The sequence below is a fragment of the Arthrobacter sp. ISL-95 genome (assembly GCF_018613695.1).
Classification (GTDB): domain Bacteria; phylum Actinomycetota; class Actinomycetes; order Actinomycetales; family Micrococcaceae; genus Arthrobacter.
This window is the reverse complement of the sequence record NZ_JAGGPR010000017.1, coordinates 33,168-57,523: the sequence shown is the minus strand read 5'-3', so window position 1 is coordinate 57,523 and position 24,356 is coordinate 33,168. Positions and strand designations below refer to the sequence as shown.

Sequence of the window (24,356 nt, the reverse complement as noted above, 5' to 3'; positions counted from 1 at the left end):
TCCATGAATGAATTTCTCGAATGGCTGCGGCACGATACCGCCGGCCTGCTCCTCCTCGCAGGCGCCGGCATCGCCCTTCTGCTCTTCCTGATCATCAAGGTTAAGCTCGAACCGTTCATCGCCCTGGTGGGAACCGGTGTGATCGTGGCTCTGGTGGGCGGGATCTCCGTGGAAGCCTTGGTGGGCTCAGCCACCAAGAGCAGCGACGCCCTGATTGAAAAAGGCTTTGCCGGCATCCTGGGCCACATCACGGTGATCATCGGGCTCGGCACTGTCCTGGGTGCCATCCTGGAACGGTCCGGCGGCGCCGAGGTGCTGCTCGGAAGGCTCGTGAAGATCTTCGGTGAAAAGGGCACCCCTCTTGCCATGGGCATCACCGGCTTCGTGCTGGGTATCCCGGTGTTCTTCGACATCGGCATCTTCGTCCTGGCGCCGTTGGTCTATGTTGCCGCGATCCGTGGCGGCAAGTCACTGGCCCTGTACGCGCTGCCGCTGCTGGCCGGCCTCTCTGTGACACACGCCTTCCTTCCGCCGCACCCCGGCCCCGTTGCAGCGGCCGGACTGTTCGGCGTGGACCTCGGCTGGATCATCCTCATGGGCCTCATTTGCGGCATCCCCGCATGGTTCGCTTCGGGCATCCTGTGGGGTACGTACATCGGCAAGCGCGTCATGGTTTCCGTTCCGGAGGACAGGATCGTTCCTGAAGCGGATCAAGCCAAGGGCAACGAGCCGTCCATCGGGCTGGTTCTGCTGGCCATCGGGTTGCCCATGATCCTCATCCTCGGCGGCACGTTCGGCAACATCTTCGCTCCAGCAGGCACCTTCCGCGACATCCTCCAGTTCTTCGGCAACCCCGCTATCGCACTGACCGTCGCCGTGCTCATTGCCATGTGGCTCCTGGGAATCCGCCGTGGAATGACTTCCGCTGAACTCAGTGAAATCACCGGTTCCTCGCTGCGCCCCGTGGGCATGATCCTGCTGGTTGTAGGTGCCGGCGCGTTCTTCGGCGCAGTCCTCTCGGCCACCGGCGTAGGCAAGGCCGTGGCAGACTCACTCTCCCAGGCCGGCCTTCCGATCATCCTCTCCGCCTTCGTGATCAGCGCCGGCATGCGCATCGCCCAGGGCTCGGCCACCGTAGCGATCGTGACCACCGGCGGCATCCTGGCCCCCAGCCTTGCCTCCGGCTACTCGCAGCCACAGCTCGCATTGATCGTTGTGGCCATTTCCTCCGGCTCCATCATCGCCAGCCACGTGAACGACGGCGGATTCTGGATCATCTCCAAGTACTTCAACATGTCAGTCAAGGACACCCTCAAGACCTGGACGGTCCTGGAAACCGTGCTCTCCATTGTGGGCTTCGGGATGGCAGCCCTGCTGTACACGTTCGTGAGGTGAAGTAGCGCCAGCTGCACGACATCCACCCTTGGGCGACACCCACAAACCGCTCAAACCTATTCAAAGAGAGTGATGTCCAATGACCAGACGAATCATCGTTTCCGCGGCGCAGCTTGGTCCAGTGCCCTTGACCGAAACCCGTCCTGAAACCCTTGCCCGTCTCATAAAAATGCTTGAGACCGCGGCGGCAGATGGCACTAAGCTCGTGGTTTTCCCAGAGGCGGCTTTGACCCCTTTTTTCCCGCACTGGCTGGTTGAAGACGCCGATGAACTCGATACTTTTTATGAAAATACGCGGAACGGACTGCAGACCACCGCTCGTTCAATACGGCGGCATTGGTAGACGAACACGGTGACGTTATTCATCGCTACCGCAAGATCCACCTGCCGGGTTTCGAGACCATTCAAGAAGGTGCTCCCTTTCAGAACCTTGAAAAGAGGTACTTCGAGGTGGGAGATCTGGGGTTTGGGGTGCAGCCCTGGCGGGATACAAAAATCGGGCTGGCCATCTGCAACGACCGTCGTTGGGCGGAAACATACAGAGTACTTGCTCTTCGGGGAGCAGAGCTTGTCTGTCTTGGCTACAACACTCCCACAACCACTCCGCATCTCAGCGAGTCCAATGACCTCACTGATTTCCAGAATCACCTGTCTATGCAAGCAGGCGCGTACCAGAATTCAATGTGGGTTATAGGGACGGCCAAAGCCGGCACGGAAGAGGGTGTGAGCCAGATTGGCGGAAGCGCGATAATCGCGCCGTCCGGTGAGATTGTGGCGGCAGCCAAGACTCTAGGAGACGAGCTTGTTACTGCTGAAATCGATCTGGACATGGTGACCCGGTACCGGAGGGACGTCTTCAATTTCAGCCATCACCGGCGTCCTGAGCACTATCTACCCATCGTCGAACCGGTTGCCTGACAACGCAGAACCTGACCCTCGGGCACCCAAGCCGGGTGACGGCGTCGTGCTCTTCCCGCGAGCCGCACCGCCACCACCCACTATGAAATGACAACGGCCCCGACACGCCTGAACAAACGGTGTGTCGGGGCTGTCGTCGTGTCAAAAGAAGTGGTGGCGGCACGGTTCCGAGCGTCGCTTAAACAAAGAGCTCCGGAGTGCGTTATTGGGGGATACGCACTCCGGAGCGGTCTTTGAGCAGGAGCTTTCGCCGTCCTGCAGTAATTACTCTACGTGCCGTGGGACGCCTTTGCCACCACCACGAATAAGTACTTTCGCTTTAGTTTTTATGGGCCGCTTCGTGGCTCTTTTTTTGGGGCACAATCAGCACCGGGCGCCGTTGGTGATGACTCAGCCAAGCCGCCACTGAGCCGTTCAGGGCTTCGGAAATACGGTGCCCCAGGCCAGGCTCGGGAGACCCAACGATGATCATTGAGGCGTCGATATCGGAGGCCAAGCGGCCCAGTGCCCGCGCAGGATCGCCCGCGAGCAGGCGCAACGTCCAATCTGCCGTGCCGCCGTCCATGGCCTCCGCTATTGCCTTACCCAAGTCGCCCCGGACGGCCGCGACGTCCTCATCATCCTTTTCGGGGTGCAGGGACATCCGGTGTGTTTCGCGCGAAGGATCCCACTCCACGAGGTAGCTGGCCTCGTCCACATAAGCGCAAACCAGGGGCACTCCGAGTTGTTCGGCCAAGGTCCGGGCAGTCTGCAGGACCTCCACATGCTGGTCCGGCAACACGCCTACAACCAAGGGAATCCGTCCGCTGAAGCCTTCCGCAGCCATATCCCTATTGTTGCTCTGCGGCGTGTGCTTGAACAGCGTGTTGGCGCATCTGTTGGGATAAAGCAAGCGGCCGTGGAGACTTGTAGAGACCCTAGTCCCGGCCTACCGTTAACCCGAAGAAAGGTGGTCCGTGATGGAAATCTTCATGTGGTGGCTCGATCTGCACCTGGACAGTAAAGAGTGGCTGCGCGAAAACCTGCGGGCCGATGAATTGCCGCTGCAGGTAGTACAGCATATTGCCGAAGCAGGCGGACCCCATCCGGACAAGGTCAGTGGCGTGTTGACCGGCGCGGATTGGGACTTCATCGAGACGCAATCGGAGTTTGTGGACTGACCGACAGTTCCTCGTGAGCCCGCTATGCGCGGTAGGCCGGCTACGCGCAGCGGGCGGCCGTGACGATGACCTGGGCGGCAGTGTCCGGGACAAGTGAGAGACTCTCTTGAGCCTCGGCGGCAACCCCCGCAGGCCGAAGCTTGGCCCTCATCCGCAGAAGAGCCAGGGCTGAGATCAAGAACCAGGCCACGTTGGTCACTACGGACGGCCAGGCTCCGTGGAGCGTGCCGTTGATGATGAAGGCACAGGAACCAAAAAGATTGACGGTCTGGAAAGTGCTGCCCGCCTGCAACCACCCCATGGACACCGCCATGTAGCCGCCGAGCATTGCCACTGCGCCGGTCCAACCGGCAATTTCGAACAGCAGTTCCATGGGAGTCCTTTCAGGATTTGGGCATCCTGACGAAGCCGTCGGGCGGCGTGAGGTCCAGGATGGGTGCTTGATTCGGGGGTCGATGCTGCGTGACTGAATCGTGCTTGTGAGTCAATATTGAGGGAGGAAACCCCTTTAGTTCAATTGCATTATTCTGAATCCCATGTTTAGGAGCGCTTAACATGGATATGGACCCCCGCAGGTTGCTGGTTCTTCTGGCGGTTGCCCGCACCGGCGGCGTTCTTGCAGCTGCCGATGAACTGCGGATTACACCGTCCGCAGTGTCGCAACAACTCAGCAAACTCGAGCACGAGGCAGGTCAGGCCCTACTCCTGCGAACCCCTAAAGGTTCAGTGCTCACGCCTGCGGGACTGGCCATGGCAGAGGCCGGGGAAGAAATAGAACGGGCACTCAACGTTGCCCGAGCCCGGATGCAGAGTGAAGTCAATATTGCGGGGGTGGTGCGGGTGGGCGGCTTCACCAGCTTCATGCGCACAGTGGTGATCCCGCGACTTCCCGAGTGGCGCAGCCAGTACCCCCAACTTCAGATCCAGATTGTTGAAGACGGTTTCCCCGCGCTGATGCGGCTGCTCCGTCAACGGCAGCTCGATGCCGTAGTGATTGAACAGGATTCGACGGCGGCCGAGCAGCGTCCAATGGCGGCCGGAATGGTGCAGGAGCCCCTGCTGGACGAGCCATGGAAGCTCGTGGTGCCCGCAGGGAGCCTGCTCGGCACTGACAACATCGACCTGAGCCGCCTTCACTTGCCGTGGCTGGGAGTGGAGCCGTCAGCAGCAAACACTGCAGTGCTCGGAAGACTACGCCACTCGACAGGTACCCGTATTGAGACTGTTCATCAGTACCACGACACCCTCACCGCGCTGGCACTCGTGGCTGCCGGGGAGGGGGTGGCAATTGTGCCCACCCTGGCACTGACGGGAGTGGTCCACGATCAAGTGGACATCCTGGACGTTCCCGGTTTGGGGACCCGGCACATCGCGCTGCGCCGATTCGACCGGAGAAAAGCAGCGAGCCTGCCAGTGGACACGGCGGCCCGCCTGCTCCGGGAATCGGCGGCTGCGTTCGATACCCGTTCGGGCGGCTGACCGGTCCCGGCTTCGCAGACGGGACCGGTCAGTTCAACTAGTTCAGTGCCGGTGTATCAGTAGGGACCACACCCGAGCCATAGAGGTCCGAGGCAAGATCCCGAAGGGCACGCAGGGCCACCCGCTGGGTGAACGGACCATAGGACACGCGGGCCACGCCAAGTTCCTGGAGCTCGGTTACCGGGAGGGCGCCGGGTGCGCCGATCACGGAGAGCTTCCCGTGTCCCAAGCCCTCAACCAACGGTTCGATAACCTCACGAGTCATGGCGCCGGGCACGAACACCAGCGACGCACCGGCGTCGAGGAACGCCCGTCCCCTGGCGATGGCGTCCTCAATGCTGTCCTTGATGGGACGGTCCCCGCCGCGGGCGATAGCGTCGGTGCGTGCGTTCAACTGGAAAGCAATACCTTCGTCCGCAGCGGCGGAGATTATCGCCTGTACACGGGCAACTGCCTCGTCGAAGGGCCGCAAGCGGTCTTCGACGTTTGCACCAACCACGCCGATCCCGATCGCCCGGCGGATGGTCTCAGCCGGGTTCTCGTAGCCATCGTCCAGGTCTGCGGTGACCGGGTGATCCACGGCGTCGACAATTCGCTTCACTCCGTCCAGCGCCACGTCCAAGGGCATGGTTCCGTCGGCGTAGCCAAAGGCTGCGGCAATGGAATGCCCCGCAGTGGCGATGGCTTTCGTCTCGGGAAGTTCTGCAACAGTGCGGGCACTGATGGCGTCCCACACGTTGACCACACTCAGGATTTCCGGTGCTTCATGGAGGGTTTTCAGCTGTTGTGCACGTGCAGTGGTGTTTGCTTCAGTCATCGTTGTTCTCCGTCATCGTTGTCCGTCATCCACAGGTGGAACCAGGCTCACTCGCCACTCACAGCCTAGGCATAACGTCACACAACGCGATACCAAGGGCCTGCGGACACTGAACGCCCTAACCTTGACTCGTGACTTTCTCCAAGCTCCGCACCGCCGCCGCGACTTCCCTCGCCGCCGCTGGTCTCCTCATGACGCTCGCCGCCTGTTCCACGCCGGCCGCCACCCCGCCCAGCTCCCCAGCACCTGAAACCACGGCATCATCCAGTGCAGTATCCGAAAACTGTACCGGCGTGAAGGTCATTGTGGACTCGGCCGCCCTGAAGCAGGACGCCGCCAACAAGTCAGTGTGCGTGGACGTCGACGCCCCCACCACCGCCGCCAAGGTCCTCGAGCTGGCCGACGTGAAAACCGAGGGAACAACCCAATACCCCACCGAACTGGTGTGCCGCGTAAACGGGGTGCCCGCCGTCGACTTCGACATCACGCACAAGGGCGGCACATACCGCGAAGAATGCGGCAAGATGCCCGCAGCATTCGCCTACTGGTCCATCTGGGTCAAGCCGGCTGCCGGTGACTGGGCCTACGCCCAGGAAGGCCTCGCAACACAGCAAGTAAAGCCGGGAGAAAGCCTTGAACTGCTCTTCGCGGTGGACGGCGCACCGGCCGCACCCACGGCATGACCTTTCGATCCGCGCCGTTACGGGCTGCCGCGGCGCTCGCCGTCGTCTTCGTCGCGGCGCGGGTCATCTACCGCATCCTTTTCAACGGAGCGGGCGCCATTGGTCCGGTCCTGCTGAACCTGCCGTCAGTGCGGCTGCCCGCCCCGTACGCTCATGTGGTCTTCCTAGGTCCGGTAACGGTGCCTGGCCTATGGGAAGCCGTTTTGTCCGCCCTCCCGATTGCCGGGATGATCCTTGCGTTCGGCGTCCTCAACGCCTGGGTGGACATTGCCCGGGGCTTCGTTAGGCTCGCCCGAGGCGGGCCGTTCCAGGGCATTGCCCGAACCCTTGTGGTGGCCTGGGCGGCACTCCCGGCGCTCGCCGACGCTGTTGGCTCCGTCCGCCTGGCCTTCCGGTTGCGGGGCGAACGCCTTGGCCCCCGCGCCCTTGTGCCTATCCTCGAGCGAACCCTTGAACATGCCGGCCGGGTTGCTGCAGCGTTGGAGCTGCGCGGCTTCGGGAGCCGGGCCACGCACCGGATCACCGGTGATGCAGAGGTGCCGCTTGAGATCGCGGACGCCCAATTCCGGATAGGGAATACGCAGCTGCGCGTTGACCGTTTCGTCCCTTCCAGCGGCTCCATCACGGTCATCACCGGCCCCACGGGCTCCGGCAAGTCCACCATCCTGCGAGGCATCGCGGGACTCCTCTCCCACGTCGACGGCGGAGAACTCGCCGGCACGGTCCGCGTAGCCGGCGTGGATCGCGCTTCAACGCCGCCCCGCGATACTGCCGGGGTGGTTGGCGTGGTCCTGCAGAATCCCCGCGCAGCGTTCGCCAGCACCCGCGTTCGGGACGAGATCTCCCTGGCGCTGGAACTGAACCGGGTACCGTCCGAGGTTTTCAAAGCCCGCACAGTGGATGTCGCCGAGCGCGTTGGGGTCTCCGCCCTCCTGGACCGCAAACTGAGCACTCTCTCCGCAGGCGAAGCCACCCTCGTGGCCATCGCCGCCGCCGTGGTGCAACAACCGAACCTTCTCCTGGTGGACGAGCCGCTGGCCGATCTGGACACGTCCGCCCGCTCCCGTGTCATCGCCGTCCTTGACCACCTGGCGCGGGAGTCCGGCGTCTGCGTCATCGTGGCCGAACACCGGGCAGAACCCCTGATACCCGTTGCGGACTCGTGGTGGACAATCGACGACGACGGGCTGGTAGAAGGCGCTGCGCCCTCACCTTCGCGCTTCACTGAGGTCAGTTCAGCCTGCACTGCCGCTGCCCCTTCGGCACCGTCACCACAGCAGGAGCCTGTGCTTACGGCGACACAACTCTCCGTGCACCGGGACGGAAAGCCGCTGGTCCGTGATGCCTCGCTGACCCTGCACGCCGGTGAAATTGTTGCCCTGGTGGGGCCGAACGGCGCCGGGAAGTCCTCGCTCCTGGTGGCACTCGCTCTCGGTGAAGGAGCCAGCGGCACCGTGGCCGGCGGCCGACCCGCCTTGGTCCCCGACGCTTCTGACGACCTTTTCACCAGGGATACAGTGGCCGGCGAGCTTCGTTCGGCGGATCGTCGCCAGGCACGTGCCCGGCGGCAAAACGACGCGCACGGCGTTGGCAATGCAGGGAACGGCGCTGGCAATGCAGAGATTGTGCCGCAATCTGCCGAGTCCCGCCTGGTCCGTTTGCGGGGAAGTGATTCCATTCCAACTGCGAACGAGCACCCACGGGACCTGTCGGCAGGCGAACGGCGGATCCTGGCTATCGCCCTCCAAACCATGGGTGACCCACAAGTCCTCCTGATCGATGAGCCCACCCGAGGACTCGATCCCAAGGCTCGCGAAGCAGTATCCATGACCCTGCGCAGGGCAGCGGACGACGGTACTGCGGTCCTGATCGCCACCCACGATCACGATTTCGCCAGCGGCCTCGGCGCACGAATTGTTCAGATGAACGACGGGGTGGCACCAGCCCCTGTTTCCGCGCCGCCGACCCACCTGATCCCCCACGGTGTGGGGCCTGCTCTGCGTGGTATTTCCGTGGTTGGGGGCGTAAAGCGGGCCCCGCAACGCAAGCTGCCCCGGCCCGTGGAACTAGCCATCCTCGCGGCCGCCAACCTTCTTGCCCTCGGCGCGTTCAGCTGGCCGTTGCTCGCAGCGGCCTTGCCCCAGGATGCTGCCGCGGCCGTCCCGTTCGCTGCACTGGCGATCGCACCACTCGCCGTCGTCGCCGTCGTCCTTACTCTCGACGGTTCTGTCCGTTCCGCCCACACCGTGGCTTTGCTCGGCGTCTTGGCAGCAGTAGGTTCGGCGGTCCGGGTGGCGAGCACCGGCGTCGGGGGAGTGGAAGCAGTGTTCATCCTGCTGATACTGGCCGGAAGGGCTTTCGGCCCTCGTTTCGGCATGCTCCTGGGCGCGCTGACCATCGCCGTTTCCAGCGTCTTGTGGAGCGGTGTTGGCCCGTGGTCGCCGTTCCAGATTTTCGCGTGCGCCTGGGTGGGAGCGGGTGCGGGGCTGCTCCCGCGCGGGGTCCGGGGGCGTGCCGAGCTGTGGATGCTGTGCGGCTACGGCGTTGTGGCATCCTACGTGTTCGGGCTGCTCACCAACCTATGGTTCTGGCCCTTCGCCGTGGGCGCCGGAACCGGGATCTCCTATGCGCCGGGGGCTCCGCTGGCCACCAACCTCAGCAGCTTCCTGCTGTACTCACTGGTGACCTCGACGGCGGGCTGGGACACCTTGCGCGCCATCACCACCATCATCGGGATCGCGGTAGTGGGACGGGCTATCCTGGCCGCCTTCCGGCGGGCGAAGCCCCTGTCCAACTCAAGTGGCCATCCAAGAGCCAACGCAAGCGCCAACCCAAGTGCTGGTCCGGGCACGAAAAACGCCCGGACGCACCACACCCCAGCCAAGGACCAGCGCCAACCCACACCTTGAGGTGCCGGCTCACACCTTGAAGTACTTGGCCTCCGGGTGGTGGAACACGAACGCGTCCGTGGACTGCTCCGGGTGCAGCATGAGTTCGTCGCTGAGGACCACGCCCATCCGTTCGGGCTTCAGTAACTCGGTGACCTTGCGGCGGTCCTCCATGTCAGGGCATGCCGGGTAGCCCAGCGAGAACCGGGCACCTCGGTATTCGAGCTTGAAGTATCCGGCCTTGTCCTTCGGCTCTTCGGCGGCGAAACCCAGCTCGGAGCGGATCCGCGCGTGCCAGAATTCAGCCAGTGCCTCGGTGAGCTGCATGACCAGGCCGTTGAGCTCGTAGTAGTCACGGTATTGGTTGGCGGCGAACATTTTGGACGTGAATTCCTCGATTTTCGCACCGGCGGTGACCAGTTGCACCGGCAGGACGTCGATCTGGCCGGATTCCCGGGAGCGCACGAAGTCGGCAAGGCACAAATGCCGGTCCCGCCGCTGGCGTGGGAAGTCGAAGCGCAGCCGCTCGGTGCCGAGTGGGCCGCCTGAGCCACCATCCGGGGCGAGCAGCCCCGGGGAGCCGAGGGCGCCATCGTTGTCCTCGCCGTGGTGTAGAACCACCACCTGCTCTCCTTCGGCCACCACCGGGAAATAGCCGTAAGCAACGGACGCGTCAAGCATTCCTTCGCCGAGAATACGGTCCAGCCAGTACCGCAGGCGAGGCCGTCCCTCGAGCTCCACCAGTTCCTCGTAGGAGGCGCCGTCATCGCCGCGGCCGGGCTTGAGTCCCCACTGACCCATAAAGGTGGCGCGTTCATCCAGCAACGCAGCGTAGTCGTGCAACGCGACACCGCGAACAATGCGTGTGCCCCAGAACGGCGGGGACGGGACGGGATTATCGGCGGCGACGTCGGACCGGCCGGGCATCGCTTCGGGCTCGGTCACGGTGAACTTGGGGCCACTCTTATGGATCCGCTTCTTCAGCGGCGGAAGCCCGACGGCGTCCGGGTCAGCACCGCGGGCCACCTGCACCAACGGTTCCATGAGGGCCAGGCCCTCAAACGCGTCCTTGGCGTACCTGACGGTCCCTTCAAACTGCTCGGCCAGGTCCTGCTCCACGTAGGCGCGGGTCAGGGCAGCGCCGCCAAGGATGATGGGCCACTTCTTCGCCAGGCCCCTGGACTGGAGCTCGGCAAGGTTTTCCTTCATCACCACGGTGGACTTCACCAGCAGGCCGGACATGCCGATCACATCCGCGTCATGCTCTTCCGCTGCGGCCATGATCTCGGCAATGCCCTGTTTGATGCCGATGTTCACCACTTTGTAGCCGTTGTTGGTGAGGATGATGTCCACCAGGTTCTTGCCAATATCGTGCACATCGCCGCGAACGGTGGCGATCACCATGGTGCCCTTGCCCGAAGAGTCAGACTTCTCCATGTGCGGCTCGAGCAGTGCCACCGCGTTCTTCATCACCTCGGCGGATTGCAGCACGAACGGAAGCTGCATCTCACCGGCGCCGAAGCGCTCACCCACAACCTTCATGCCCTCCAGCAGTTGGTCGTTGATGATGCCCAGCGGGGTCATGCCTTCGCTGCGTGCGAGGTCCAGGTCCTCCTCGAGGCCTTTGCCCTCGCCGTCAATGATGCGCCGCTGCAAACGTTCCCCGGTGGGCAGCGCGGCGAGTTCCGCTGCGCGCTGGTCCTTGAGCGCTGCAGTATCGACGCCGGCGAAGAGGTCGAGCATGATGGCCAAGGGGTCATACGTGACATTGCCGTCGGAGTCGTACTCGCGGCGGTCCCATACGAGGTCCAAGGCCACTTTGCGCTGTTCATCCGGCAGCGACGCGAGCGGGACGATCTTCGCTGCGTCGATGATGCCGCTGGACAGGCCGGCCTGCACCGCCTCATGAAGGAACACTGAGTTCAGCACCATGCGCGCGGCAGGGTTCAGGCCGAAGGACACGTTGGAGACACCCAAGGTGGTCTGAATACCGGGGTACTTGGTGGTGATCTGGCGGATGGCCTCGATGGTTTCGATGCCATCCCGGCGGGTTTCTTCCTGGCCGGTGGCGATGGGGAACGTCAGGGCGTCCACAATGATGTCCTCGACGCGCATTCCCCATTCACCCACCAGCGAATCCACCAGGCGGGAAGCGATGGCCACCTTGCCTTCAGTGGTGCGGGCTTGCCCTTGTTCGTCGATGGTCAGGGCAATCACTGCTGTCCCGTGTTCCTTCACAAGCGGCATGATGCGCGCAAAGCGGCTGTCCGGGCCGTCACCGTCCTCATAGTTGACGGAGTTGACCACAGGGCGTCCGCCAATGTGTTCGAGCCCGGCCTGCAGCACGGGTGGTTCGGTGGAGTCGATCACCAAGGGAAGCGTTGATGCGGACGCGAAACGCGAGACGATTTCCTTGATGTCTGCGACGCCGTCGCGCCCCACGTAGTCGATGCACACGTCCAGCAGGTGAGCCCCCACTCGGACCTGCTCGCGGGCGATATCCACGCAGTCATCCCAGCGCTCTTCCAGCATGGCTTGGCGGAACGCCTTGGAACCGTTGGCGTTGGTTCGCTCACCGATGGCAAGGTAGGCGGACTCCTGGTCGAACGGCACGTGGTGATAAAGGGAAGCGACGCCCGCTTCGCGTTCGGTGGGTATGCGTGCGCTTTTCGCGCCGCCGGTGACGGTCACGCCGTCGGATGTTCCGCCGTCGGGCGTTTTGCCGTTGGTGCGGAAGGTTTCAAGACGTTCGACGACGGCGGCCATGTGCGCCGGCGTCGTACCGCAACAGCCGCCCACCAGGCCCAAGCCGAATTCGCGTACGAACTGCTCATGCGCCGTGGCGAGTTCGGTGGGGGAGAGCGGATAGTGGGCGCCGTTCGCGCCAAGGATCGGCAGCCCGGCGTTGGGCATGCAGGCGATGGCCACGGAAGACTGCTTGGACAGGTGGCGAAGGTGCTCGCTCATCTCATCCGGACCGGTGGCGCAGTTCAACCCGATGGCGTCGACGCCGAGTGGCTCCAGTGCGGTGAGGGCAGCGCCGATCTCCGAACCCATCAGCATGGTTCCGGTGGTTTCCACCGTCACCTCCACAAAGATGGGGAGGCGGACGCCGCGGGAGACGATCGCTTGCTTGCAGCCGTTAACTGCGGCCTTGGTCTGCAGAAGATCCTGGCTGGTCTCGATGAGGAACGCGTCGGCACCGCCGTTGATCAAGCCCTCTGCCTGCAAAGCGAAGGTCTGCTTGAGGTAGTCGTAACTGGTGTGGCCGAGGCTGGGAAGCTTCGTCCCGGGCCCCATGGACCCCAGAACCCAGCGCATCCTGCCGTCTACTGCCTCGGCGGCCTCCGCACGTTCGCGCGCAATGGCTGCACCCTTGCGGGCGAGCTCCTCAATGCGGTCATCAATGCCGTAATCGGACAGGTTGGACCAGTTGGCGCCGAAGGTATTGGTTTCGACGGCGTCGATTCCCACCGCGAAATAGGCGTCGTGGATGTCTGCGATGACATCCGGACGGGTGTCATTGAGGATCTCGTTACAGCCCTCAAGGTTTTGGAAGTCGGTCTCCAGTGACAACTCCCGGTCCTGGAGCATAGTGCCCATTGCGCCATCGGCAATGACCACCCGGTGGTTCACCGCATCCAGCAGTGACTGGGAGCGGACGGGGCGTGTGACAGCATCAATATCGAGTGCAAAACGGGCCATAAGAACAGGTTACGGGGGAGGCCCGACACTATGCGTCGTGTGTCCATGTACTACGGACTTTCATGAAAGGTGGGCAACGGGTCCACTCTGTCCGCACTCACCACACCCGCGAAAAAGTTTTTTCTGATTTTCGCGTCACGATTCAGAGTTGGGCCGCACTGTAACCGTAAGGGTTGTTCTTGCCCGAAAAAGGACTATCCACATACGCCCAAAAAATCGTTGCCACCCACACGCCCTGATGGTTCGATGGGGTTCATGGCTACCGCAGAGAGTTACGTCATCGCGATCGGGACCAAGAAAGGCCTGTGGCTGGCAAACAGCACGGACCGCAAAGAATGGTCCCTCTCCGGCCCGCACTTCCTGATGAGTGAGATTCCCAGCATCGGGATAGATACACGGGACGGCAAAACACGAATCATGGTGGGTGTCCGGTCCGAGCACTGGGGACCCACAGTGGCCCACTCGGATGACCTCGGCGCCACATGGACCGAGCCCGAGCAAGGCGCCATCAAGTTTCCGGACGGCACCGACGCCGCGTTGGAGCGCATCTGGCAGATATACCCCGACGCCGAGTCCCGCCCCGGAGTTGTCTGGGCCGGGTGCGAGCCAATTTCTGTATGGAAATCAACCGACGGCGGCGAGCACTTCGAGCTGAACCGCGGACTCTGGGACCACCCTCACCGCAGCGAATGGGGCGCCGGCTACGGCGGAGCAGCGGCGCACTCCATTGTGGTTGATCCTTCCGGGGAGAAGGTTCACATCGCCATGAGCACGGGCGGCGTTTACAGATCGCTCGACGGCGGTGCCTCCTGGGAGGCGCGCAACAAGGGAATTTCGGCCTACTTCATGCCCGATCCCAACCCCGAGTTCGGCCAATGCGTGCACAAGATCGCGGCGGATGCCGCCGTCGAGGACCGTTTGTATGCGCAGAACCATCATGGGGTGTACCGCACGGATGATGGCGGTGAGAACTGGGATTCAATCGCGGACGGACTCCCGGCCGACTTCGGCTTCGTCATGCTGACTCATCCCCGCCGCGAGGGCACGGCCTGGGTGATCCCGTTGAAGGCTGACGGCGAACGCATTCCGCCGGACAGCAAGCTCAGTGTCCACCGCACAGACGATGCTGGCGGAACGTGGAAAGAGCTGCACACAGGTCTGCCGGACCACGAGTACAACGCCGTGCTGCGGGACGCGGCGTCCGTAGACACTGCCGAACCCACTGGCGTGTACTTCGGAACCCGCGGGGGCGCCGTGTATGCCAGCGCTGACGAGGGCGAGACCTTTGCTGAAGTGGCATCTCACTTGCCGGACGTGCTCTGCGTGCGTGCCGCCGTCGTGGTTGGACACGCGGCAGGGGCGGAAAACCCGCTGGCAGCGGCGGAAGCCACACTGGTGGCGGAAGCTGAAGAAATCGTGGAGGCCGCAGCAGAGACTCGCGATCCGGACCCCGAAGACCAAGCCACGGTGCCTGGTTAGGCCTGTCGTGGCTGACTTTACGGTCCTGTTGCCTGGCGTCCTGCAGCCGCTCGTCGGCGGACAGTCCTATCTGACTGCGTCCGCCGACGGGGCTGTGACCGTTGGACAGTTGCTGGACTCGGTAACCGGAGATTATCCGGTGCTGGCCAGGCGTTTGCGTGATGAAACCGGTGCGCTGCGCCGCTACGTGAATATTTACGTGAACGGTGATGAGATCCGGCGTGTGAAAGGTCTTGATACGGAGGTTGCGCCTGGCCAGGAGGTTTTGATCATCCAATCCGTGGCTGGCGGCTGAGAAGGGTTTGCGGTCAAGCCGGATCAGGCGACACGCCAAACACTGCATTCGTCGGTATTGATGGCTTTCCGCATCCCGGAGGCGTGGTCCATGATCCACACCACACCGATTCCCGGTGCCGTTTCCTGGACGCGTCCGCGGCGGATCACTACGTCGTCGTAAGCGGGTCCCACGGACAGGCGGGCTTCGATTTCGTCGCCGCGGTGGAGCTGGCTGATCGCGCGTATACGTGTTGTGTGAGTGGTGGCTTCCTTCAGCATGGTGTCCTCCTGGCTGGAGCTGGTGCCTGCACTTGCCGGCTCTTCCAGTGTGGCGCGGCAATGTTGCCACGGTATTTCGGCCCGGTTAGGGTCCCGTTAGCATTCCGGGATGGTTGGGTTTCCACGTTAACAGCCCCGCCTGCCGGTCTCGATGACTACCCGGTTGTAGCCTGATCTCGGTTGCTGAGACTCACAGGGACCACAGGCTCCGGCTCAGGGAGATCGAATGGGTGCTCTAAGGCGATCAATCGCGTTGTCTACAGGCTTGGTGGTGTTTGCCACCGGCCTGTTTTTTGTACAGACCCCCGCGACGGCGGTGCCGTTGCCCGGGCCGGACAATCCGAACGTCCAATTCGTGGAGGGGACCCCGCACTCAGAGCATGAGTTCGAGAATCCCCCCGAGCGTGCGACGCCGTTCAACACCGGTCCCGACGTCGGCGCGGCGGCAGCAGGGCCCAGCGGTGACATCCGGGTACGGCTGGTCACGGCCAAGCTGGCGGACAACACCAACGCGGTGTCCATGACCAGTGCCGAGCAAGCGGTGGTCGCGACCAGCAACTACTGGAAAGCGATGACGGCCAACAAACTGTCCATGACGGTGAACACCAAAGTCGCCGGCCATCAGTCCAAGGCGAAGTCCACCGATAGCTACAGCACCATCATTTCCACTATCACCAGCGAGCTTAATTGGTCGGCAAGCCCGTACACGGCATTGGTGATTTTCATTCCCACATCCACTCTGTCCGGAAACGCCCTGGGCGCCGGATACAGCAGCGGAAGTTACAGCGGCCGGGTCCTTCTGCCGCAAATCAGCGGGTTCACGAACAACGTGATGAGCCATGAGTTCGGGCACGTCATCGGCCTGATGCACGCGGACGCATTGCAGTGCGGCAGTGGGGTGTCCGATGTCGGGGTAGACGCCAACGGCCGCTTCACGGACCCCTCGTGCTACATCCGGGAGTACGGCGACACCACGGACATCATGGGTGCTGCCCAATTCGAATCGCCCGTGGTGAGCAGCTCGCTGTGGGACTTTGCGGGGCTTGGCCGGGGAGATGAGATCCGTGATGTTGGCGTTGCCACGGGCGCCAAGACCTACACGCTTAAACCCTGGGGCGGAACCGAAGCCCAGCGTGCCATCAAGTTCACGGACCCCATCAGCAAAGAGGTCTACTACCTGGAGCTGCGGCAGGCCGCCGGCTATGACAGCTACCTCGACGACTCCGGCAAGCCACCCGGAAACCGGGGCGTCAAGATCGTCCAACGCGGCGGAGCCACCGTCGCTTCATCCCTGATCCTCATGCCGTCCACCAAGCCGTTCCCGGAGCCTTGGTACGCCACTCATCACACGTGGCAGGCCGGCAGTACTTTCACCACCTATACCGGCACGCAGGTGACCATCAATTCGGTGTCCGCCACATCGGCGTCGGTCACTATCTTTGCCGATCCCAAGCTCACGGCGAAGATCCGCTTCTCGGTGGGCGACTTCGACGGTGACAAGCTCGCCGATGTCCTCTCCCGCGAGGCGGACGGCTCGCTCATGTTGTACGCGGGGCTGCCCGGTAACAGACTCAACAACCCCCGTGAGGTTGGCTCGGGCTGGAACATTTTTGATGCCATCACCGGCATTTCGGACTTTGATGGCGACGGCCGCGGGGACATCCTGGCGCGCACCAGCGACGGCGCCTTGTGGCTGTATCCGGGCGATGGACGCGGAGGTTTCCTCGCCAAACGGCAGATCGGATCCGGTTGGCAGGGCTTCTCAAACCTCATCGGTGTGGGGGACTTCGACGGCGATGCACGGCCCGATCTCATGGCCATCAAGCCCGATGGCAGCCTGTGGCTTTATCCAAGCGATGGTCAGGGCGGATTCCGGACGTGGTCTCAGGCCGGCTCGGGCTGGAACGGCTTCACCAGCGTCACCTCTGACGGCTCCTTTGGCGGCGCTGGGGCCGGACTGCTCGCGCGGGCAAGCGACGGCACTCTCTACTTGTACCCAGGAAACGGCTGGGGTGGCTTCGTGCCGCGCGTCGCCGTCGGAAGCGGTTGGAACTCCGTGGGCGACATCGTGGGCGGGCAGGACTTCACCGGTGATGCTAAGCCGGACGTGCTGACGGCTACGTCGTCCGGAACCATGCGCCTCTTCCCGGGCAGCGGTTCGGGATTTGCCGATCGATTGGCCATTGGGGCCGGGTGGAACCAGTTCAGCCAGGTGCTGGAAGCAGGAGACTTCGACGGCGATGCTGTAGCGGACGTCCTTGCGCGCGGCACCAACGGCGTGTTGTGGCTTTACCCCGGCAACGGTTCCGGTGGATTCCTGCCGAGAGTCCAAGTGGGCTCGGGGTGGGCCGCGTTCACCTCGGTGCTTAGTGCAGGAGATTTCGACGGCGATGGTCACCCGGACCTCGTGGCTCGTACTTCCGATGGGGCGCTGTGGTTGTATCCCACAGATGGTCGCGGCCAGTTCCTGGCCCGGAAGCAGATCGGTACAGGGTGGCAAGGGTTCACGCAGATCCTTGCGCCGGGTGATTTTTCCGGCGACGGCAAAGCGGATCTTGTGGCGCGGGCTGCCGACGGGAGCCTGTGGCTCTACCCGGGCAACGGCGCCGGTGGTTTCCAGCCGTGGCGGCAGATCGGCACCGGCTGGAACATCTTCGATTCAGTCATGCAGGGCGGTGACTTCAACGGTGATGGCCGGGAAGACATCATGGCCCGCGGAACTGATGGCGCACTGTGGCTCTACCCGGGCAACGGTAGTGGAGGCTTCCTGGCCCGGGCGTCCATGGGGGCGGGATGGAACATGTTCACTACCTTCGCCGCCTTGGGGAATGGCTTTACAGGAACGGGGAATCCCTCCGTGGTTGGCATAGCCGGTGACGGAACCCTGTTCCTTTACGTCGGCACTGGCCAGGGGGCCTTCCAAACGGTGGTGCTGGACCCGCGGTAGCAGCCAAATGCCCGGCACGTCACAGGACGTGCCGGGCATTTCCATGCTCCAAGCCAAGTAACCGGGCAGGAGCCGCGGGTTTAGACGTGCTGGTTTCGCTTGTGCATGCCGAGTTCCGCGGTGGGTGTCTTGGCTGATTCGCGGGCTGTCATGGCTGAGACAGCTGCGATCACGCAAATCACCGCAGTGAAGATGGAGATCTGGACCCAGCCGCCGGGCTTGGTGCCACCCAGGGCGGTCACGATGGCCGGGGCGAAGCCTGCCATGAGGAAGCCGAGCTGGGTGCCGATGGCGAGGCCGGAGAAGCGGACCTTGGTGCTGAACATCTCACCGTAGAAGGACGGCCATACGGCGTTGGCTGCGGCGTATCCGAAGGAGAAGTAGACAACGGAGACCACGAACATCAGCGGCACATTGCCGCCTTCGAGGGTCAGGAGGAACACCGGCGTCATGATGGCGCTGGAGAAAGCTCCGTAAATGAAGACGGGCTTGCGGCCGATCTTGTCCGAGAGCATGCCGAACAGCGGCTGGGTTCCCAGGGCAACAACGTTGGCCGCGACCACCAGCCAGAGCGTGATGGTGCTGTTGACGCCGGCAACGTCCTGGGCATACTTAATGGCCAGGGTTCCAAAGACAGTGCTGACGGCTGCGATGAAGGCGCAGCAGACGACGCGGAGAACGTCACGCCAGTGAAGCCTCAGGAGATCGGCAACGGGGAGCTTGGAGATCTCGTTGTTCTTCTTGGCTTCGGCGAAGGCGGGCGGCTCGTGAAGGGTGCGGCGGATGAAGAACGCAACCATCACCACCACTGCGCTAAGCCAGAACGGGATGCGCCAGCCGATGCCGTACTTGATCTCGTCCGGCAGGGCCACCACGGGGATGAACACCAGTGCCGCCAGGATTTGGCCACCCTGGGTGCCGGTAAGGGTCCAGGAGGTGAAGAAGGAGCGGCGGTTGTCCGGGGCGTGCTCCAGTGTCATGGAGGAAGCGCCGGCCTGCTCGCCTGCGGCGGAAAGTCCCTGGCAAAGACGGGCAAGCACCAGAAGGACAGGCGCCCACCAACCGATGGTCTTGAAGTCCGGGAGGCAGCCGATCACGAATGTGGCCGCGCCCATGAGGACCAGCGTGAACATCAGGACTTTCTGTCGGCCGATACGGTCGCCAAAGTGACCCAGGATCACTGCACCCACAGGCCGGGCAATGTAGGCGAAGCCGAAGGTAGCAAAGGACATGATGGCTGCGTTGGCGTCGGCGGAGGGGAAGAAGACGTGGGGGAAGATCAGGGCCGCGGCAGAGCCGAAGATGAAGAAGTCGTAGTACTCGACGGCGCTGCCCAGGAAGCTGGCAAGCGCGGCTTTCTTGGGGGTTCCGGTGGTGGTTTCAGTGCCTGGCGTCGCTGACGGCATTGTTTGGCTCATGGGGGTTTCCTTCTGTGACGACGATGTCGCGGATCTAGCTTCTGAGGGAGGACCAGAGCGAGGTGCGGCCGGATCATCCCGAAAGTAACCACATGGTGAGAGCTACTTGTGCAATACAGCAATAGTGGCTGTGAGTGGGGTCACTTGTCAAGCGATGTCACCACCATCTAGAAATAGCTCTCACGATGTGAGAGCATCGAATTATGAGTGTGAATGAGGACACAAAGACCGACATGGTCGGCAAGGCCTTGAGCCTATTGGTTTTACTGGGCAATGAGCCCCGCGGGGCGAGTGCGGCAGATCTGGCAAGGAGCGCGAGCCTTCCCTTTAGCACCACGTACAGGCTGCTTGGCTCACTGACGCGTGACGGCTTTGTGGACTACGAGCCCGACGGACGCCGATACCACCTTGGGTTGCGCGTGTTCCAGCTCGGTCAGCGCGTCTCCAACCATCACGGTTTCGCGGCAACCGCTCTGCCCGTGCTGCAGCGGGTTACCGAGCGCACGCACGAGGCCACCATCCTCTCTGTGCGCGACGGCAATCATCACCTCACCGTGAACAAGGTGGATGGTCCCAAGACCTTCCGCGTTACCAGCGATCCCGGTCATCTGGGCGCGCTGCACACTACGTCCGTAGGCAAGGCGATCGTGGCGTTCGAGGAGGAGATCGAGCGAAAGCGACTGCTGGAGGAGTTGCCCCTGGATCCACTCACCGAGCATTCCATCACCAGCCGCGATGCCTTCCGGGCGGAAATTGAACAGGTGCGCCGCCAGGGGTATGCGGTGATGGATGAAGAAAACGAGATCGGCATGCGCGCCGTCGCCGTCCCCGTCGTCAACTCGCAGGGCCACGCCTTCGCCTCACTTGCCACGGCGGTCCCGGTGTTTCGCATGAGCATGGAGGAGCTGATCGCACACGTACCCACCCTGCAGGAGGCCGCGGCAGAACTCTCGGCGCGCCTACCCCAGCGCTGACCCAACTGAGTCGCAGTTAAAGCCGTTTTGGGGCCTCAGAACGGCCTCAACTGCTACTTAGTTGGGTGCGCACCTCACAATTGTTCGCGATAAGAACAAGCGTGCGGAATATGAACAACTGTAGTAATCTAAATAACACCCGGTCAGGCGGCGCCCCGAAAAGCGCCTCAAGCCCGCGGTGCTGAAGTCAAAGGAGCTTTAGGATGAGCAACCGAGCCGAGTCCGTTCTGGTGGGCCTCATAGGTGAAGGCGTCATGCCCTCGCTCACGCCGCCCATGCACGAACGCGAAGCCGATGTGCAGGGCCTTCGCTTGTTGTACCGCCCCCTCGACCTTCTGGAGCTCGCACTGCCGGCCACCGCCGTCGGGGATCTCCTCACCGCAGCCCAGCGCATGGGCTTCAACGGCCTGAACATCACGCACCCGTGCAAGCAACTGGTGCTGGAGCACCTTGATGAAATTTCCGACGACGCCCGTCGCCTGGGTGCCGTCAATACGGTCCTGTTTCAGGACGGTCGGCTCATTGGCCACAACACAGACTTCTCCGGTTTTGGCTCGGCGTTCGCCGACGGCCTTCCCGAAGCGAAGCTGGACCGTGTTGTCCAGCTCGGCGCGGGCGGCGCCGGTTCGGCTGTGGCCTACGCCCTCCTCACCGCCGGCGTCAGCACGCTGGATCTCGTGGACATGGACCCGGCCCGCGCTGCGGAACGTGCAGCAGAACTCGGCGGGCTCTTCCCGGAAGCCACCGTGACACCGCGGAGCACCACCGAGCTGAGCCAGATCATGCCCCTCGCCGACGGACTGGTGCACTGCACCCCCATCGGCATGGCCGCCCATCCGGGCCTCCCCTTGGACATCGGGTTGCTTGAGCCGCGGCACTGGGTGGCGGACATCGTGTACCGCCCCATCGAGACGCAATTGGTCCGCGAAGCACGCGCCAAGGGTTGCAACGTCCTCGACGGCGGCCGGATGGCAGTTGGCCAGGCGGCCGACGCTTTCCAGCTCATCACCGGACGTGAAGCCGACAGGGAGCGGATGCGGGCGCACTTCCTTGAGCTGATCGCGGTGGAAGATGCCGCCGCAGCCGCCCCCGAGCTTGCGAAGGCGGGCAACTGATGCGCACCGGTATCGCCACGGTCTGCCTGTCCGGCACGCTGAAAGAGAAGATGCAGGCTTGCGCTATCGCGGGTTTTGACGGCATTGAAATCTTTGAACAGGACCTCGTTACCTCGCCGCACAGCCCTGAAGAAGTGCGGAAAATGGCCGCGGACCTGGGCTTGGGCCTGGATCTGTACCAACCGTTCCGCGACTTCGACGGCGTCACTCCGGAGCTGCTGAAGGCCAACCTCAAACGGGCCGAGGCCAAGTTCAACCTGATGGAACGTCTTGGCATGGACACCATCCTGGTGTGCTCCAACGTGGCCACGGCCACCATTGATGATGATGACCTCAGGGCCGAACAGCTGGCCCAACTTGCTGAGCTTGCAGGGGATCGGGGCGTCAAGGTTGCCTACGAGGCCCTTGCATGGGGCAAGTACGTCAATGACTATGAGCACGCGTACCGCCTGGTGGAAGCTGTGGACCACCCCAACCTCGGCACCTGCCTGGACTCGTTCCACATTCTGTCCCGCGACTGGGACACTGCCCCGATCGAGCAGATCAACGCTGAGAAGATCTTCTTCGTCCAGGTTGCCGACGCCCCCAAGCTCTCCATGGACGTGCTGTCCTGGAGCCGCCATTACCGCGTTTTCCCGGGGGAGGGACAGTTTGAGCTCGCCAAGTTCATGGGCCACGTGGTCCGCGCCGGCTACACGGGGCCGGTCTCCCTGGAAGTCTTCAATGATGTTTTCCGCCAGTCGGACATCGAGCGCACGGCCGTGGACGCCATGCGCTCCCTGATCTGGCTTGAGGAGCAGAGCGCCAAATGGCTGGCGAGCACCTCTGTGGAAGCCGGAACTGAAACCGCCGCCGGCAACGGCAGCGCGTCCCGCCGTCGTTATCCCATGGAGCTTGCCACGCTGCCCAAGGTGAACGAGCCCGCCGGTTTCAACTTCGCCGAGGTCAAGGCTGACGACACCGCACAACTGGAGAAGCTCCTGGGCCAGCTCGGCTTCGGGTTCCAGGGCCGTCACCGCACCAAGGACGTACAACTCTGGACCATGGGCCAGGCCCGAGTCATCATCAACGAGCAAGCGGCCTCGCACGCGGAACCGGCTATCGCCGCATTGGGGTTCGACGTCGACTCTCCAGTCATTGCCTCCGCTCGCGCCCAGCAACTCAAAGCGCCGGTGGTAGCCCGCAAGGTCCAGGCTGACGAGGAAGTCTTCCAAGGCATCTCCGCGCCGGACTCCACCGAGATTTTCCTGTGCCAGGGAAGTCCGGACGGCACCGCAGCATGGACCCATGAGTTCGGCGAAGGGCTGGAACACGCTTCCAGTGCACAGAACGCAGTCATTGACCACGTAAACCTGGCCCAGCCGTGGCAACACTTTGACGAAGCCGTCCTCTTCTACACCAGCGCTTTGGCTTTGGAGCCGCAGCCGTTTGCCGAGGTTCCCAGCCCCAGCGGGTTGGTCCGCTCGCAGGTCATGGAGACCAGCAACGGCGCGGTCAGGCTGGTCCTGAACCTGGCACCCGCTCAGCAGGCGCAGGAAAAAGCCCGCAAAACGTATCAGGAACACATCGCCTTCGCGGTGGACGACCTCGTGGCGACTGCCCGGTCCGCCCACCAAAAAGGCCTCGAGTTCCTGCAGATTCCGGCCAACTACTACGAGGACCTGGACGCCCGGTTCGATCTTGAACCCGGTTTCCTGGCCACGCTCAAGGAGCTCAACCTCCTGTATGACCGGGACGCCAATGGCGAATTCCTCCACTTCTACACCGCCACAGTGGGCAGTGTGTTCTTCGAAATGGTGGAACGCCGCGGCAACTACGACGGCTACGGAGCGCCCAACGCCCCGGTGCGCCACGCCGTCCAATACGACTCGCTCCACCGGGCCTTGGCTCACAGCAGCTAGGTCCGCTGCCCGCAAACCAACAAGAACCGTCAACCGAAAGGAGCCGGCTGTGCCACACGAACAGACAGCACAGGCGCTCGAATCCGAGGAACTCGTGCCGCCCGCTGAGCCACACGCCGCGCATGTCGCCCCCAAGAAGGTGGAAACCCAAGCGGATCTCAGTGCTGAGATAAAGGGCATCAGCGATCGCTACGCCGAGGCACTGAAGAACGGCCGGGGACCGGAGACCATGCCGCGCCTGGACTACGCACCGTACCGCAGCAGCATCCTGCGCCACCCCACCAAGAGCCTGCACCACGCGGACCCGGAGACAATAGAGCTCTACTCGCCCGCGTTCGGCCACCAGGATGTTCACGCGCTGGAATCGGACCTGACCATCCAGCACAACGGCGAACCTCAGGGTGAGCGCATCATTGTTTCAGGCCGCGTCCTTGATGGCGACGGACGAGCTGTTGCAGGCCAGCTCGTGGAGATCTGGCAGGCCAACGCCTCCGGACGCTATATCCACAAGCGCGATCAGCACCCCGCACCGCTGGACCCCAACTTCACCGGCGTCGGCCGCTGCATCACCGGTGACGACGGCTCGTACAGCTTCACCACCATCAAGCCCGGCGCGTACCCGTGGAAGAACCACCTGAATGCCTGGCGTCCGGCGCACATCCACTTCTCCATGTTCGGCTCGGAGTTCACCCAGCGAATCGTTACCCAGATGTACTTCCCGGGTGACCAGCTGTTCCCGTTGGATCCCATCTACCAGTCGATCGTGGACCAGGACGCCCGCGACCGGCTCGTGGCGGAGTACGACCACGAGCTCACCAGCCCTGAATGGGCGCTCGGCTACAAGTGGGACATCATCCTCACCGGTTCCAAGCGGACCTGGACCGAAAACGAAGCATACGGCGACGCCGGGGACGAGGAGTAA

General features: G+C 63.1%; 18 protein-coding genes and 1 pseudogene. 13 read left to right on the top strand and 6 right to left on the bottom strand.

The window, feature by feature from the left end:
• Positions 1–3: 3 nt before the first annotated feature.
• Both J7I86_RS20395 and J7I86_RS20385 read left to right on the top strand, forming a co-directional pair.
• Positions 4–1,395: a GntP family permease gene (locus J7I86_RS20395; RefSeq protein WP_214822684.1), complete on the top strand. Its 1,392-nt coding sequence runs from the start codon at positions 4–6 to the stop codon at positions 1,393–1,395.
• A gap of 79 nt (positions 1,396–1,474) precedes the next feature.
• Positions 1,475–2,313: pseudogene (locus J7I86_RS20385) on the top strand (nitrilase-related carbon-nitrogen hydrolase).
• A 319-nt stretch (positions 2,314–2,632) separates the two neighbouring features.
• Here the strand turns inward: J7I86_RS20385 and J7I86_RS20380 are convergent.
• Positions 2,633–3,139 (bottom strand): universal stress protein, encoded by a 507-nt coding sequence (locus J7I86_RS20380; RefSeq protein ID WP_214822681.1) that lies wholly within the window; start codon positions 3,137–3,139, stop codon positions 2,633–2,635.
• 133 nt (positions 3,140–3,272) lie between these two features.
• On the opposite strand from J7I86_RS20380, the gene J7I86_RS20375 reads away from it, so the two are divergent.
• On the top strand, positions 3,273–3,473 hold the full coding sequence (locus tag J7I86_RS20375) for a hypothetical protein (protein WP_214822680.1): 201 nt from the start codon (positions 3,273–3,275) through the stop codon (positions 3,471–3,473).
• Positions 3,474–3,513: 40 nt separating this feature from the next.
• Here the strand turns inward: J7I86_RS20375 and J7I86_RS20370 are convergent, their stop codons facing one another.
• Positions 3,514–3,846, bottom strand: a complete 333-nt coding sequence (locus J7I86_RS20370) for a YgjV family protein (RefSeq protein WP_214822679.1) — start codon at positions 3,844–3,846, stop codon at positions 3,514–3,516.
• A gap of 182 nt (positions 3,847–4,028) precedes the next feature.
• Between J7I86_RS20370 and J7I86_RS20365 the strand changes: the two genes are divergently transcribed.
• The gene (locus J7I86_RS20365; protein ID WP_214822678.1) at positions 4,029–4,952 is read left to right on the top strand and encodes a LysR family transcriptional regulator; all 924 of its coding nucleotides are present in this window, start codon (positions 4,029–4,031) and stop codon (positions 4,950–4,952) included.
• A gap of 37 nt (positions 4,953–4,989) precedes the next feature.
• On the opposite strand, the gene J7I86_RS20360 is transcribed toward J7I86_RS20365, so the two are convergent.
• Positions 4,990–5,769 (bottom strand): isocitrate lyase/phosphoenolpyruvate mutase family protein, encoded by a 780-nt coding sequence (locus tag J7I86_RS20360; protein WP_214822677.1) that lies wholly within the window; start codon positions 5,767–5,769, stop codon positions 4,990–4,992.
• Between the two features lie 131 nt (positions 5,770–5,900).
• On the opposite strand from J7I86_RS20360, the gene J7I86_RS20355 reads away from it, so the two are divergent.
• Positions 5,901–6,452 (top strand): hypothetical protein, encoded by a 552-nt coding sequence (locus tag J7I86_RS20355; RefSeq protein ID WP_214822676.1) that lies wholly within the window; start codon positions 5,901–5,903, stop codon positions 6,450–6,452.
• Positions 6,449–9,361, top strand: coding sequence for an ATP-binding cassette domain-containing protein (locus tag J7I86_RS20350; protein ID WP_214822675.1), 2,913 nt, complete (start codon positions 6,449–6,451; stop codon positions 9,359–9,361). Before J7I86_RS20355 ends, J7I86_RS20350 begins: the two co-directional genes overlap by 4 nt.
• Before the next feature lie 9 nt (positions 9,362–9,370).
• On the opposite strand, the gene metH is transcribed toward J7I86_RS20350, so the two are convergent.
• Positions 9,371–13,045 carry a methionine synthase gene (gene metH, locus J7I86_RS20345; protein WP_214822674.1) on the bottom strand — a complete coding sequence of 1,225 codons (3,675 nt, stop codon included), beginning with the start codon at positions 13,043–13,045 and terminating at the stop codon, positions 9,371–9,373.
• Between the two features lie 246 nt (positions 13,046–13,291).
• On the opposite strand from metH, the gene J7I86_RS20340 reads away from it, so the two are divergent.
• Both J7I86_RS20340 and J7I86_RS20335 read left to right on the top strand, forming a co-directional pair.
• Positions 13,292–14,524, top strand: a complete 1,233-nt coding sequence (locus tag J7I86_RS20340; RefSeq protein WP_286180072.1) for a sialidase family protein — start codon at positions 13,292–13,294, stop codon at positions 14,522–14,524.
• A 7-nt stretch (positions 14,525–14,531) separates the two neighbouring features.
• A complete protein-coding gene (locus tag J7I86_RS20335) occupies positions 14,532–14,819 on the top strand; it encodes a MoaD/ThiS family protein (protein WP_214822673.1) in 288 nt (95 codons plus the stop codon).
• Positions 14,820–14,842: 23 nt separating this feature from the next.
• On the opposite strand, the gene J7I86_RS20330 is transcribed toward J7I86_RS20335, so the two are convergent.
• A complete protein-coding gene (locus J7I86_RS20330) occupies positions 14,843–15,079 on the bottom strand; it encodes a hypothetical protein (RefSeq protein WP_017197342.1) in 237 nt (78 codons plus the stop codon).
• 226 nt (positions 15,080–15,305) lie between these two features.
• Between J7I86_RS20330 and J7I86_RS20325 the strand changes: the two genes are divergently transcribed.
• Complete coding sequence (locus tag J7I86_RS20325; protein WP_214822672.1) at positions 15,306–18,026, top strand: FG-GAP-like repeat-containing protein; 2,721 nt, start codon at positions 15,306–15,308, stop codon at positions 18,024–18,026.
• Positions 18,027–18,106: 80 nt separating this feature from the next.
• Here J7I86_RS20325 and J7I86_RS20320 read toward each other — a convergent pair whose 3' ends face one another.
• A complete protein-coding gene (locus tag J7I86_RS20320) occupies positions 18,107–19,444 on the bottom strand; it encodes an MFS transporter (RefSeq protein ID WP_214822671.1) in 1,338 nt (445 codons plus the stop codon).
• Between the two features lie 203 nt (positions 19,445–19,647).
• Here J7I86_RS20320 and J7I86_RS20315 point away from each other — a divergent pair, with 203 nt between their 5' ends.
• The 4 genes from J7I86_RS20315 (at position 19,648) to pcaH (ending at position 24,356) form a co-directional block, all read left to right on the top strand.
• Positions 19,648–20,418, top strand: coding sequence for an IclR family transcriptional regulator (locus J7I86_RS20315; protein ID WP_214822670.1), 771 nt, complete (start codon positions 19,648–19,650; stop codon positions 20,416–20,418).
• 203 nt (positions 20,419–20,621) lie between these two features.
• Entirely contained in the window at positions 20,622–21,533 is a 912-nt protein-coding gene (locus J7I86_RS20310) for a shikimate dehydrogenase (protein WP_214822669.1), read from the top strand.
• Positions 21,533–23,434: a bifunctional sugar phosphate isomerase/epimerase/4-hydroxyphenylpyruvate dioxygenase family protein gene (locus tag J7I86_RS20305; protein ID WP_214822668.1), complete on the top strand. Its 1,902-nt coding sequence runs from the start codon at positions 21,533–21,535 to the stop codon at positions 23,432–23,434. The genes J7I86_RS20310 and J7I86_RS20305 overlap by 1 nt, the downstream gene beginning before the upstream one ends.
• A gap of 49 nt (positions 23,435–23,483) precedes the next feature.
• Positions 23,484–24,356 carry a protocatechuate 3,4-dioxygenase subunit beta gene (pcaH, locus tag J7I86_RS20300; protein ID WP_214822667.1) on the top strand — a complete coding sequence of 291 codons (873 nt, stop codon included), beginning with the start codon at positions 23,484–23,486 and terminating at the stop codon, positions 24,354–24,356.

What these genes read in the sequence shown, in the direction of transcription:
- J7I86_RS20395 (WP_214822684.1), top strand. Translation starts at nt 4, where the DNA reads ATGAATGAATTTCTCGAATGGCTGCGGCACGATACCGCCGGCCTGCTC.
- J7I86_RS20380 (WP_214822681.1), bottom strand. Translation starts at nt 3,139, where the DNA reads ATGGCTGCGGAAGGCTTCAGCGGACGGATTCCCTTGGTTGTAGGCGTG.
- J7I86_RS20375 (WP_214822680.1), top strand. Translation starts at nt 3,273, where the DNA reads ATGGAAATCTTCATGTGGTGGCTCGATCTGCACCTGGACAGTAAAGAG.
- J7I86_RS20370 (WP_214822679.1), bottom strand. Translation starts at nt 3,846, where the DNA reads ATGGAACTGCTGTTCGAAATTGCCGGTTGGACCGGCGCAGTGGCAATG.
- J7I86_RS20365 (WP_214822678.1), top strand. Translation starts at nt 4,029, where the DNA reads ATGGATATGGACCCCCGCAGGTTGCTGGTTCTTCTGGCGGTTGCCCGC.
- J7I86_RS20360 (WP_214822677.1), bottom strand. Translation starts at nt 5,769, where the DNA reads ATGACTGAAGCAAACACCACTGCACGTGCACAACAGCTGAAAACCCTC.
- J7I86_RS20350 (WP_214822675.1), top strand. Translation starts at nt 6,449, where the DNA reads ATGACCTTTCGATCCGCGCCGTTACGGGCTGCCGCGGCGCTCGCCGTC.
- metH (WP_214822674.1), bottom strand. Translation starts at nt 13,045, where the DNA reads ATGGCCCGTTTTGCACTCGATATTGATGCTGTCACACGCCCCGTCCGC.
- J7I86_RS20340 (WP_286180072.1), top strand. Translation starts at nt 13,292, where the DNA reads ATGGGGTTCATGGCTACCGCAGAGAGTTACGTCATCGCGATCGGGACC.
- J7I86_RS20330 (WP_017197342.1), bottom strand. Translation starts at nt 15,079, where the DNA reads ATGCTGAAGGAAGCCACCACTCACACAACACGTATACGCGCGATCAGC.
- J7I86_RS20325 (WP_214822672.1), top strand. Translation starts at nt 15,306, where the DNA reads ATGGGTGCTCTAAGGCGATCAATCGCGTTGTCTACAGGCTTGGTGGTG.
- J7I86_RS20320 (WP_214822671.1), bottom strand. Translation starts at nt 19,444, where the DNA reads ATGAGCCAAACAATGCCGTCAGCGACGCCAGGCACTGAAACCACCACC.
- J7I86_RS20315 (WP_214822670.1), top strand. Translation starts at nt 19,648, where the DNA reads ATGAGTGTGAATGAGGACACAAAGACCGACATGGTCGGCAAGGCCTTG.
- J7I86_RS20310 (WP_214822669.1), top strand. Translation starts at nt 20,622, where the DNA reads ATGAGCAACCGAGCCGAGTCCGTTCTGGTGGGCCTCATAGGTGAAGGC.
- J7I86_RS20305 (WP_214822668.1), top strand. Translation starts at nt 21,533, where the DNA reads ATGCGCACCGGTATCGCCACGGTCTGCCTGTCCGGCACGCTGAAAGAG.